This is a genomic window from Amycolatopsis sp. NPDC004772 (assembly GCF_053601215.1).
The window spans coordinates 1-11,794 of the sequence record NZ_JBSGBK010000149.1; the positions used below are offsets into that span (position 1 = coordinate 1).

The 11,794-nt window shown below is 68.1% G+C and carries 10 protein-coding genes; 8 read left to right on the forward strand and 2 right to left on the reverse strand.

The genetic code is table 11. The features are described from left to right. Positions 1-186: 186 nt before the first annotated feature. Positions 187-576 carry an NUDIX domain-containing protein gene (locus tag ACWEF6_RS41845; RefSeq protein WP_449688031.1) on the forward strand — a complete coding sequence of 130 codons (390 nt, stop codon included), beginning with the start codon at positions 187-189 and terminating at the stop codon, positions 574-576. On the opposite strand, the gene trpS is transcribed toward ACWEF6_RS41845, so the two are convergent. Beyond that, positions 569-1,534: a tryptophan--tRNA ligase gene (gene trpS / locus ACWEF6_RS41850; RefSeq protein ID WP_449688032.1), complete on the reverse strand. Its 966-nt coding sequence runs from the start codon at positions 1,532-1,534 to the stop codon at positions 569-571. The genes ACWEF6_RS41845 and trpS overlap by 8 nt on opposite strands. A 179-nt stretch (positions 1,535-1,713) precedes the next feature. Here trpS and ACWEF6_RS41855 point away from each other — a divergent pair, with 179 nt between their 5' ends. Beyond that, the gene (locus ACWEF6_RS41855) at positions 1,714-2,013 is read left to right on the forward strand and encodes a YciI family protein (RefSeq protein WP_176174983.1); all 300 of its coding nucleotides are present in this window, start codon (positions 1,714-1,716) and stop codon (positions 2,011-2,013) included. On the opposite strand, the gene ACWEF6_RS41860 is transcribed toward ACWEF6_RS41855, so the two are convergent. After that, positions 2,010-2,159: a hypothetical protein gene (locus ACWEF6_RS41860; RefSeq protein ID WP_167455137.1), complete on the reverse strand. Its 150-nt coding sequence runs from the start codon at positions 2,157-2,159 to the stop codon at positions 2,010-2,012. The two genes, ACWEF6_RS41855 and ACWEF6_RS41860, sit on opposite strands and share 4 nt — an antisense overlap. A 194-nt stretch (positions 2,160-2,353) precedes the next feature. Between ACWEF6_RS41860 and typA the strand changes: the two genes are divergently transcribed. The 6 genes from typA to ACWEF6_RS41890 all read left to right on the forward strand — a co-directional run bounded on the left by typA (position 2,354) and on the right by ACWEF6_RS41890 (position 11,715). Next, on the forward strand, positions 2,354-4,279 hold the full coding sequence (gene typA, locus ACWEF6_RS41865) for a translational GTPase TypA (protein ID WP_361096016.1): 1,926 nt from the start codon (positions 2,354-2,356) through the stop codon (positions 4,277-4,279). Positions 4,280-4,657: 378 nt separating this feature from the next. After that, positions 4,658-6,394: an ABC transporter family substrate-binding protein gene (locus ACWEF6_RS41870; protein WP_449688033.1), complete on the forward strand. Its 1,737-nt coding sequence runs from the start codon at positions 4,658-4,660 to the stop codon at positions 6,392-6,394. Between the two features lie 289 nt (positions 6,395-6,683). Next, positions 6,684-8,495 carry an ABC transporter family substrate-binding protein gene (locus ACWEF6_RS41875; RefSeq protein ID WP_310973509.1) on the forward strand — a complete coding sequence of 604 codons (1,812 nt, stop codon included), beginning with the start codon at positions 6,684-6,686 and terminating at the stop codon, positions 8,493-8,495. A gap of 186 nt (positions 8,496-8,681) precedes the next feature. After that, a complete protein-coding gene (locus tag ACWEF6_RS41880) occupies positions 8,682-9,698 on the forward strand; it encodes an ABC transporter permease (RefSeq protein ID WP_310973508.1) in 1,017 nt (338 codons plus the stop codon). Beyond that, positions 9,691-10,620 carry an ABC transporter permease gene (locus ACWEF6_RS41885; RefSeq protein WP_449688034.1) on the forward strand — a complete coding sequence of 310 codons (930 nt, stop codon included), beginning with the start codon at positions 9,691-9,693 and terminating at the stop codon, positions 10,618-10,620. The genes ACWEF6_RS41880 and ACWEF6_RS41885 overlap by 8 nt, the downstream gene beginning before the upstream one ends. 78 nt (positions 10,621-10,698) lie before the next feature. Then, positions 10,699-11,715, forward strand: coding sequence for an ABC transporter permease (locus tag ACWEF6_RS41890; RefSeq protein WP_449688035.1), 1,017 nt, complete (start codon positions 10,699-10,701; stop codon positions 11,713-11,715). Positions 11,716-11,794: the final 79 nt, after the last annotated feature.

Here is an 11,794-nt window from a genome sequence, read left to right on the forward strand (position 1 = left end):
CCCAGCCCGGCCTGAGCATTACCACACTCCACCAACCCACTCCGACCAGCACAAACCACGATGAAACAACCCCAATGTGGCGTTGGGTGCGTCCAGCGCACCGAACGCCACATTGGGTGCGTCCAACGCACCGAACGCCACATTGGGGCGCTTGGGGTGGGGGCTTCCGGGGTAAGTTCCGGGACTGTGAACGCTGTGATCGTGGGAGCCGCCCTGGTGCGGGACGGCAAGCTGCTGGCCCAGCAGCGGGCCTGGCCGCCGAAGCACGCGGGGCAGTGGGAACTGCCCGGCGGCCGGGTCGAAGACGGGGAGTCCGAAGCCTTCGCGCTGGCCCGCGAGTGCAGCGAGGAACTCGACGTCGTCGTCGAGGTCGGCGCGCGGGTCGGCGACGACATCCCGCTGCCCGGCGGGAAAGTCCTCCGGATCTACGCCGCCACGCTCGTTTCGCCCGGGGAAGAGCCGCGGGCCGTCGAGCACCGAGCCGTGCGGTGGCTCGGGCTCGACGACCTCGACGACGTCGACTGGCTGCCCGCCGACCGGATCCTCCTCCCGGCCTTCCGCGCGCTGCTCAGCTAGCGCCGATCATCCGCAGCGCCGCGTCGAGCCGGTGCGAACCGCGCTCGCGGGCGCGCTCGGCACCCGCCTTCCGCACGCGATCCAGCTCGGCGACGTCGTCGAGCAGCGCCGACGCCCGGGTGCGCACCGGCCGCAGCTCCTCGATCACCGCGTCGGCGACGGCGTCCTTGACCGCGCCGTAGGACGTGAACTCGTCCGCGAGCTCCGCCGGGGACCCGCCCCGGCACGCGGCCAGGATCTCCAGCAGGTTCGCCATCCCCGGCCGGGTCTCCGGGGCGTGCACCGGCACCGAACCGCCGTCGGTGACCGCGCGGCGGACCTTGCGGCGGATCTGGTCGGGCTCGTCGAGCGCGAACACCACGCCCACCGCGTCCCGGGCCGACTTCGACATCTTGCGCGTCGGGTCGGCCAGGTCCTTCACCCGCGCGCCGGCCGGCGGCAGTACCGCGCGCGGGATGGTGAACACCTCGCCGTACGTGCCGTTGAAGCGCTTGGCCAGGGTCCGCGTCAGCTCGACGTGCTGGCGCTGGTCCTCGCCGACCGGGACCTCGTCCGCGCCCTGCAGCAGGATGTCCGCGGCCATGAGCGCCGGGTACGTCAGCAGGGACAGCCTGACCCCGGCCTGACCTTTGGACTTCTCCTTGAACTGGATCATCCGCGCCGCTTCGCCGTAGTTGCAGGTGCACTCCAGGACCCAGGTCAGCGCGCCCAGCTCGCGGGCCAGGTCGGACTGGACGAACACCCGCTCGGGGTCGATGCCGGCGGCGATCAGCACGGCGAGCTGCTCGCGCGCCAGGGATCGGAGTTTCGCCGGGTTGTGCGGGGTCGTCATGCCGTGCAGGTCGGCGACGAAGTACAGGTCGTCCGCGCCGCCCTCGAGGGCCCAGCGGCGGACGGCGCCGAGGTAGTTGCCGAGGTGGACGTGACCGGAGGGGGTGATGCCGGACAGCTTGCTCATGTGTTCCTCCCGAGGTGGAGCCACCCCGGAGAAGGCACGAAAAAGGCCGCCCGTCCCGGGGCGGCCGCTGGTGATCAGCGCAGGTCTAAACGGCCGCCGAGGGCGGCCACCAGCTGGACGTCTGCGCGTGCATGCGGCGAGCATAGGCGCGAAGTGGCGTGCGGGTCTACCGTCTAACCATGTATGTCGTCCTGTTGAACTACACAGCCCCGATCGAGGAAATCGACTACGCGCTCCCGGACCACGCCGAGTGGCTGAACAAGCAGTACGAGCACGGCCACTTCCTGGCGTCCGGGCGGCGGAACCCGCGCACCGGCGGCGTGATCATCACGCGGCCGATGTCCCGCGGGAAGCTCGACGCCATCCTGGCGTCCGACCCGTTCTGCGTGCAGCACCTCGCGCAGTACGAGGTCATCGAGTTCTCGCCGACCAAGACCGCTCCGGAGCTGCGCTTGCTCAACGAAGCGGTACCGCACTAGGCGGCCAGGTCCAGCTTCGCCTTCTTCAGAGCCAATACCGGGCACTTCTTGCAGCGCGGCTTCGACCGGCAGCACTTCTTCTTGACCTTGCCGGCCTTCATGAGCTTGCGCACGACCTTCCGCGGGTCCTTCGGCTTCTTGCCCACGCGCACGCACCTTCCGGATCGGCGACCTCCACCGGGTTTCCACGTTAGGTCAGCCTAACCGCCAGGGGGGCGTGGGGCCGCTCACAATGGGGCGGCAGGTATCCTGGGTGAGGTCCGCGTGTGACCAAAGCCGGTCACGGGAAGCCTGAACGGTGTGCGCGGCCATCCAACCCTTGAAGTTCAGGAGTTCTCGCGTGCCCGCAGCCAGCGCTACCGTCGAAACCGGCCGGCCGACCGGTAAGACCCGGCCCGACCTGCGCAACGTCGCGATCGTCGCCCACGTCGACCACGGCAAGACCACGCTGGTGGACGCGATGCTCCGCCAGTCCGGCGCCTTCGCCGAGCGCGCCGAGGTCGTCGACCGCGTGATGGACTCGGGCGAGCTGGAGCGCGAAAAGGGCATCACGATCCTCGCGAAGAACACCTCGATCCACCGCCAGACCCCCGAGGGCCAGGTGACGATCAACGTCATCGACACCCCGGGCCACGCCGACTTCGGCGGCGAGGTCGAGCGCGGCCTGGCCATGGTCGACGGCGTCGTCCTGCTGGTCGACGCGTCCGAGGGCCCGCTCCCGCAGACCCGGTTCGTGCTCCGCAAGACCCTCGAAGCCGGCCTGCCGGTGATCCTGCTGGTCAACAAGACCGACCGGCCGGACGCCCGGATCGCCGAGGTCGTCGAGGAGACCCACGACCTGCTGCTCGAGCTGGCCAGCGACATCGAGGACGCCGACCACGACGCGATCCTCGACCTCCCGGTCGTCTACGCCTCCGCGCGCGCCGGCAAGGCCAGCCTGGAGCAGCCCGCCGACGGCGAGATCCCCGAAAGCGAGAACCTCGACCCGCTGTTCGACACGCTGCTCCGGCACGTGCCGCCGCCGGCCGCCGACCTCGACGCCCCGCTGCAGGCGCTGGTCACCAACCTCGACGCGTCCAACTTCCTCGGCCGCATCGCGCTGATCCGCATCCACGCCGGCAAGCTGCGCAAGGGCCAGACCGTGGCCTGGATGCGCGCGGACGGCACGACGCAGAACGTCCGGATCTCCGAGCTGCTGGTCACCGAGGCGCTCACCCGCGTCCCGGCGACCGAGGCCAGCGCGGGCGAGCTCGTCGCCATCGCCGGCATCCCGGACATCACGATCGGTGACACCCTCGCCGACTCCGAGAACCCGGTCGCGCTGCCCCGGATCACCGTCGACGAGCCCGCCATCTCGATGACCATCGGCGTCAACACCTCGCCGCTGGCCGGGCGCAACGGCGGCGACAAGGTCACCGCGCGGCTGGTCAAGGCCCGCCTGGACCAGGAGCTGATCGGCAACGTCTCGATCCGCGTCCTGCCGACCGAGCGCCCCGACACCTGGGAGGTCCAGGGCCGTGGCGAGCTGGCGCTGGCCATCCTCGTCGAGCAGATGCGCCGCGAGGGCTTCGAGCTGACCGTCGGCAAGCCGCAGGTGGTCCTGCGCACGATCGACGGCAAGCTGCACGAGCCGTTCGAGCGCCTCTACATCGACTCGCCCGAGGAGCACCTCGGCGCGATCACGCAGCTCCTGGCCGCCCGCAAGGGGCGCATGGAGGACATGAGCGGCAACGGCACCGGCCGGATCAAGCTCGAGTACGTGCTCCCGTCGCGCGGCCTGATCAGCTTCCGCACCGACTTCCTCACCGAGACCCGCGGCACCGGCATCGCGAACCACGTGTTCGAGGGCTACTTCCCGTGGGCGGGCGAGATCCGCACCCGCCACAGCGGCTCCTTGGTCGCCGACCGCTCGGGCCCGGTCACCGCGTACGCGATGATCCAGCTGGCCGACCGCGGCACGTTCTTCGTCGAGCCGGGTGCCGACGTCTACGAGGGCATGGTCGTGGGCGAGAACCCGCGCTTCGAGGACCTCGACATCAACATCACCAAGGAGAAGAAGCTGACCAACATGCGTCAGTCCTCCGCCGACGTGATGGAGACGCTGGCCCGCCCGCGCAAGATGGGCCTGGAAGAGGCCCTGGAGTTCTGCTCGGTCGACGAGTGCGTCGAGGTCGCGCCCGAGGTCGTCCGGGTCCGCAAGGTGACCCTGGACGTCAACACCCGCGCGAAGGAGCGTTCGCGCGCCAAGAGCCGCGACAACGGCTGATCCGCCGCTTCGAAAAAGCCTCCCGGTGCTCGTCACCGGGAGGTTTTTTCGTGCCTGATCCCTTACGCTGGGTCGGCCGGTGGCGGACCCAGCGTCAGGAATTCCGCCGTTCTTCTCCTTATATCTTTATAGGGGTCGCGACGGCCTCATCGCCTGGCGCCGACCACCGGGGTGAACCTTTTTCGTGTCCGGCCCGTGTTCGTTCCGCCGTTCCGGAACGGTCCGGGAACCCGGACGGTGTGCCGCGCGTCCATTCCCGTAGTGGCACCCAGGGGCGGCGAGGCCGCCCGATCCGGGTGTGGGAATCTCGGTTCCGGCGGCGGAGGCGGTCGTGGGAGCATGACTGACCCGATCGGCGGAAACGGGGAGGAACGGGGCGTGCGGGTGAATCGCAAGGCGGTGCCGGTGCTGGCACTCGCGACCGTGCTGCTCACCGCCTGCTCCAACACCCCGCCACCCCCGGTCGTGTCGTCGTCGGTCGCACCCGTGTCGACCACCGGCAAGACGCCGTCGCAGATCGTCGTCGGGGTCGACGACGTGCTCGGCGGGTACAACCCGCACAACCTGGCGGACTCGTCCCAGGTGACCTCCGCGCTCTCGCAGCTTCTGCTGCCCTCGGTGTTCCGCCAGAAGGACGACGGCACCACCCAGCTCGACAAGAACCTGATGAAGTCCGCCGAGGTGATCTCGCAGCAGCCGTTCGTGGTGGCCTACGAGATCCGGCCGGACGCCTCCTGGTCCGACGGCGCGCCCATCGCCGCCGAGGACTTCGACTACCTGCGCACCCAGCTGCGCGACCAGCCCGGCGTGATCGAGCCCGCCGGCTACCGCCAGATCACCGACCTGCAGTCGCGCGAGGGCGGCAAGCGCGTCGAGGTCACCTTCGCCAAGCCGTACCCGGGCTGGCAGACGCTGTTCTCCGACCTGCTGCCCGCCCACCTGCTCAAGGACGCGCCCGACGGCTGGCGCGGGGCGCTGGCCTCGAACTTCCCGGCCGTCGCCGGCCCGTTCTCGATCAAGAGCCTGGACACCGCCCGCGGCGAGGTCATCCTCGAGCGCAACGAGCGCTACTGGGAGAAGCCCGCCGCGATCGACCGGATCGTGCTCCGCCGGTCGGACCAGAACACGCTGCTGGCCGCGCTGCGCAGCGGCAACGACCAGTTCGCGCTGGCCCGCACGAGCGGCGACGAGCTCAAGCTGCTCGGCGAGCTCGGCTCGGCGGTCAAACTGCACACGGTCGCCCGCCCGCTGGTGGCGGACGTGCTGCTGCGCCCGGTCAGCGCGACCCTGCAGGACGCCCAGGTCCGCGCCGGTGTCGCCGCGCTGATCGACCGCACCAAGCTGATCACCGAGGGCGTCAACGGCGGCCCGTCGTCGACGCTGCACGCCGACGCGCAGGTGACCGCGCCGTCGGTGAAGGGCTACGCGGCGACCATTCCGCCCGGCCCGCCCACCGCGCCCGACGTCGCCAAGGCCGAGCAGTCGCTGAAGGCGGCCGGCTACACCAAGACCGCGGGCACCTGGCGCAAGAACGGCCGGGCGCTCTCGCTGGTCATCGCCTCACCGGCCGCCCAGGAGCCGTACGCGTCGATCGCCAAGGAGCTGGCCGGCCAGCTCTCGGCGCAGGGCATCGAGGTCAACGCGATCACGCCGCCGCCGCGGGACCTGTTCAGCGGCCTGCTGGCGATGCCGGTCGTCGGCGGGGTCCAGCAGCCGACCGGCGACTCGGCGGGCAACGTCGGGGTCGACATCGCCGTCGTCCCGCAGGCGGTCGGCGGGGACACCGCTTCGGTGCTCGCGTCGACCTTCGGCTGCCGCCCGGAGCAGACGGCCGACGGCGTCGACAAGACCAAGCCCGTCGTCCCGGGCAACGCGGCCGGGTTCTGCGACCCGGCGCTGCAGCCGTCGATCGACGCGGCGCTGTCCGGATCCACTCCGACGGGCGAAGCGCTCACCACTCTTGAGCCTGAACTTTGGCGCCAGAACGTGGTGATTCCGCTGTTCCAATTGGCTGACACCCTGGCGATCGGTTCGGGCATCTCGGGCGTCACGCCAGGTCCCCCCATGGTGGGCCCGTTCGGGTCGGCGGTGAACTGGACTCGCGGCCCGAAGTAATCGGTTGGCTACGCATTCAGTACTACCGGGTGATCTTTACCAACGCCTTCGAGTGGGACGTTGTGAATCCATGAGGTAACCGTCGTATTTCTGGATGTCGACTGGAAGTCACCCTTTGGTCACGATCGACCCGGAACTGGTGACTGTCGGTGCTTTTCCTTTCTAGCGTGCTCCCGCAGTGCGCCAGTTGAGTGTCGCTTGGCGTGTCGTAGGCTCCGGCCCATCCAACCGGAGCGGTGTGGGCCCTTGTCCCGATATTCAAGGGCTCAGTGCTAGGAGGGCACACTTCATGAGGAGATCCAAAGCAGTCTCCGCTTTGTCGCTCGTCGCCGGCGCTTCGCTGTTGCTGAGCGCCTGCAGCGGTGGTGATTCGGGCTCGGGCAACACCGATCAGAACGGATCGTCGACCGACGTCAAGGCGATGGCTGTCGGCAAGGCCGAGACCGGCGACCTGTTCAAGCTCGCGGACACCCCGGGGTACGACGGCACGGTCACGATCGGTATCGACGACGGGTACTCGGGGTACAACAACCAGACCCCGGACACCAACAGCTCGTACAACAACTACGTGTTGACCGCGGTGCTCTCCGGTACGTTGAAGCTCGACGGCAACAACAAGATCCTGCTGAACAACGACGTCTTCGAGTCCTGGGACGTCACGCAGAAGGACCCGCAGCAGGTCACGTACAAGATCAAGCCGAACATCAAGTGGTCGGACGGTCAGGCCTACGACTGCAAGGACATGTACCTGGCGTGGCTGTCGCAGAGCGGCCTGGCCAAGGGCCCGGACGGCAAGAACCCGTTCAACTCGGCGTCGACCACCGGTTACTCGCTGATCAAGCAGGCCACCTGCAAGGACGCGCTGACCTTCGTCACCGACTACAGCGAGCCCTACCTGGACTACAAGGGCCTGTTCAACGCGCCGGCGATCATGCCCGCGCACGTCCTCGAGGCCAAGACCGGCATCGCCGACATCACCAAGCTGGCCCCGACCGGCGACCCGGCCCAGATCAAGGCCGCCGGTGACTTCTGGTCGAACGAGTGGAAGGGCTTCAAGGCGGACATCATGCCGTCGTCGGGCCCGTACAAGATCACCGCGTTCGACGCCAACCAGAAGGCCGTCACCCTGGAGAAGAACCCGCAGTGGGCGGGCGGCAAGGGTGGCCCGTCGAAGATCATCGTCCGCGCCATGGAAGACACCAAGGCGATGGCGACCGCGCTGCAGAACGGTGAGATCGACGTCGCGGCGTCGACCCAGCCGGACGCCACCGCGGCCCAGACGATGAAGGGCCTCGCGGCGCAGGGCGTGACCTACGGTTCGGCCTCGCAGCTGACCTACGAGCACCTCGACCTGAACTTCAAGCGCATGTTCGCCGACAAGGACCTCCGCAAGGCGTTCCTCGAGTCGGTCAACCGCAAGGAGATCACGGACAAGCTGCTCAAGGAGGTCCAGGCGGACGCGGAGCCGCTGAACAGCGTGGTGTTCTTCCAGGGTGAGCCCGGTTACACCGATCTGTACAGCAGCAAGGCCGGCCTGGGCGCCGAAGCGGCGGCCAAGACCCTGACCGACGCCGGCTGGGCCAAGGGTGCCGACGGCATCTTCGCCAAGAACGGCCAGCGCGCCTCGTTCAAGATCACGCACAACCAGAACGCCCGCCGCAGCCAGACCGTCGAGATCATCATCTCGCAGGCCAAGGCGGCCGGCATCGAGGTCAAGGACGAGACCGACGCCAACTTCCTCAAGGGTGGCCGCGTCTCGACCGGTGACTACGACGTGGCGCTGTTCGGCTGGTCCGCCCAGCCGTTCAAGGCGGAGTCGAAGTCGATCTACGTCTGCCCGGACAAGGGCGGCGAGCAGAACTACCAGAACCTCTGCGACCCGAAGATCGACGACGCCTACAACGCCGCGGTGAAGGCCACCGACGAGCAGGTCAAGCTGCAGAAGTACCAGGAGGCCGACAAGGCCATCGCCGACGACTACGCGACCCTGCCGCTGTTCCAGACGCCGAGCATGTGGGCGTTCAAGGGCATCGACCGCGTCTACATGCAGTCGTACGACGGTGTTCTGTGGAACGTCGGCGAGTGGGAGCAGAAGAAGTAGGGCTCGTCCCGCCTCTTCTTTCCCCTCGCTCCAGATGACCTGGGAGGTACCGGGGTCCGGCCACAAGCCGGGCCCCGGTACCCACCGGAAGTAGCTGTTGACCGTAGGGTTACCGCCACTACGGTAGACAACCGGGTAGCGGTCCAGCGCACTTCTGACGACCAGGCCCGGATGAGGAGCAGTTCGTTGAACCTGGTGATCTACATCCTTCGCCGTCTGGCGATATCGATTCCCGTCCTCCTGGTCGGGACTTTCTTGTGTTTCGTCATGGTCGCCGGCACCGGTGACCCGCTGGGCGAGCTGCGGCAGAACCCGACGATCAGCAAGGAAGCGCTGGCCGCCACGGCCGCCAAGCTCGGTCTCGACCAGGGCATCGTGCCCCGCTACTTCACTTGGCTGGGTGACTTCCTGACCGGGAACTGGGGCATCTCCATCGCGCAGGGCAACGCCCTCGCGCCGGTCGCCCCCAAGGTGATGGCCGCCTTCGGCGTCACCCTCAAGCTGGTCGTCGGCGCCGAGATCCTCGCGCTGATCATCGGCATCATCGTCGGCGTGCTGGCCGCCGTGAAGCAGTACTCGATCATCGACTACATCGCGACCACCCTCGCCTTCCTGCTCTTCTCGATGCCGATCTTCTGCGTCGCGATCGTGCTGAAGCGCTACGCGATCGAGATCAACGGCTGGGTCCGCGACCTCGGCCTGTCCGACGTCCTCGGCAACCCGTGGCTGCGCACGACCAGCCCGGAGCAGCTGAAGACCGACGGCGTCGGCGATTTCATCACCAGCACCATCGGCGCGTACCTGCTGCCGACGCTGTCGATCATGGCGATCAGCTTCGCCGCGTACAGCCGGTTCCAGCGCGCCTCGATGCTCGAGGTGCTGGGCTCGGACTACGTGCGCACCGCGCGCGCCAAGGGCCTCGGCAACGGCCGGGTCATCTTCCGGCACGCGTTCCGCAACGCCCTGATCCCGGTGTCGACGCTGTTCTCGGTCAACTTCGGCTCGGTCCTGGCCGGCGCGATCATCACCGAGACGGTGTTCAACTGGCACGGTATGGGCACATTGCTGGTGGAAGCCGTCACGAAGAACGACACTCAGGTGATGATGGGTTGGCTCGTGGTGATCGCCAGCAGTGTCATCGTCGCCAACCTGATCGCCGACCTGATGTACGGCATCCTGGACCCGAGGATTCGCGTTGGCTGACTTGAACTCTCTTCTCGCGAGCGAAACCGCTTCGGCCGAAGGCACGCTGCCTCCGGACGCGCTGCCGGAACCGCGCAGCCAGGGCAAGCTGGTCCTGCGGAAGTTCCTGCACCACAAGCTGGCGATGGCGTCGACCGGCGTGCTCATCCTGATCGTGCTGATCAGCATCGTGATGCCGCTGTTCTGGAAGCACAACTACGAGGACAGCTCGTTCCCGTCGTTCGCCAAGCCCAGCGGCGACTTCCCGCTCGGGACGACCCAGGTCGGCAAGGACATGGTGTCGCAGGTGCTGCGCGGTACGCAGTACTCGCTCCTCATCGCGCTCACCGTGTCGATCCTGGCCACCGTGATCGGGGTCGTGTTCGGTGCGGTCGCCGGCTACCTGCGCGGGTTCTCCGACTCGGCGATCTCCCGGGTGACGGACCTGTTCCTGATCATCCCGCAGATCGCCGCGGCGGCCATCCTCGCCAAGGTCTTCGGCGGCGGTTCCTGGTACATCGTCGCGCTGGTGCTGGCGGCGTTCGGCTGGATGCAGATCGCCCGGATCACCCGCGCCGAGGCGATGTCGCTGTCCCAGCGCGAGTTCGTCGACGCGGCCCGCGCGTCGGGCGCCGGGACGTTCCGGATCATCTTCAAGCACCTGGTGCCGAACATGGTCGGCAGCATCACGGTCAACGCGACCCTCGCGGTCGCGCAGGCCGTGCTGGCGGAAGCCGCGCTGTCGTTCATCGGCCTGGGCGTCCAGCTGCCGGACACCTCGCTCGGCCGCGTCATCCTGGAGAACTACGCCCAGCTGCAGACCCGGCCGGCGTTGTTCTTCGGGCCGTTCATCGTGCTCGTGCTGATTTCACTGACGATCAACTTCATCGGTGACGGTCTTCGCGACGCCTTCGACCCGCGCCAGCGGAGAATGAAGGCCTGAACGCGCGACGCGGGGGTGACCGGTTCCGGTCGCCCCCGCGTCCGTTTCCGCGGGGATCGCCGGACCTGGGGGTTTCGGATGAATCTCGTGCTGTACGTGCTCCGCAGGCTGGCCATTTCGATCCCGGTGCTGCTGATCGGCACGTTCCTCTGCTTCGTGATGGTCGCCAACACCGGCGACCCGCTGGGCGAGCTCCGCAGCAAACCGGGGATCAGCGCGTCCGCGATCGCCGAGACCGAGCACAAGCTGGGCCTGGACCAGAGCGTCATCGCCCGCTACTTCAGCTGGCTCGGCCACTTCGTGACCGGCGACTGGGGCATCTCGATCGCCCAGGGCAACGCGTTCACCCCGGTCCAGCCGAAGGTGATGGCCGCGTTCAAGGTGACGCTGGAGCTGGTGCTGACGGCGTCGGTGCTGGCCCTGGTCTTCGGCGTCCTGGTGGGTGTCCTGGCGGCGGTGAAGCAGTACTCGATCTGGGACTACCTGGCGACGACGCTGGCGTTCCTGATGTTCTCGATGCCGATCTTCTGCGTGGCGATCGTCCTCAAGGGCTACGCGATCCGCGCCAACGGCTGGGTCCGCGACCTCGGCCTGTCCGACGTCCTCGGCGACCCGTGGCTCCGGACGACGAGCCCGGAGAGCCTCACGGCCACCGGAGTGGGTGACGCGCTCGCGAAGTACGTCGGCGCGTTCCTGCTGCCGACGCTGTCGATCATGGCCATCACGTTCGCCGCGTACAGCCGCTTCCAGCGGGCGTCGATGCTGGAGGTCCTGGGCGCCGACTACGTGCGCACCGCGCGCGCCAAGGGCGTGTCGAACAGCCGCGTGATCTGGCGCCACGCGTTCCGCAACGCCCTGATCCCGGTGATGACCCTGTTTTCGGTCAACTTCGGCGCCACGGTGACGGGCGCGATCATCACCGAGACGGTCTTCAACTGGCACGGCATGGGAACACTGCTGGTCGAAGCGGTCAACAAGAACGACCCCCAGGTCCTGATGGGCTGGCTGGTGGTGATCGCGGCCAGCGTGGTGATCGCCAACCTGGTCGCCGACCTCCTGTACGGCATCCTGGACCCCCGAATCCGCGTCGGCTGACCAGGCCCCAAGCGCCCCAATGTGGCGTTGGGTGCGTCAGACGCACCCAATGTGGCGTTCGGTGCGTCCAACGCACCCA

Excerpts from the sequence above, each read along its gene's own strand:
- trpS (WP_449688032.1), bottom strand. The coding sequence starts at position 1,534 with ATGAGCAAGCTGTCCGGCATCACCCCCTCCGGTCACGTCCACCTCGGC.
- ACWEF6_RS41855 (WP_176174983.1), top strand. The coding sequence starts at position 1,714 with ATGTATGTCGTCCTGTTGAACTACACAGCCCCGATCGAGGAAATCGAC.
- ACWEF6_RS41875 (WP_310973509.1), top strand. The coding sequence starts at position 6,684 with ATGAGGAGATCCAAAGCAGTCTCCGCTTTGTCGCTCGTCGCCGGCGCT.
- ACWEF6_RS41890 (WP_449688035.1), top strand. The coding sequence starts at position 10,699 with ATGAATCTCGTGCTGTACGTGCTCCGCAGGCTGGCCATTTCGATCCCG.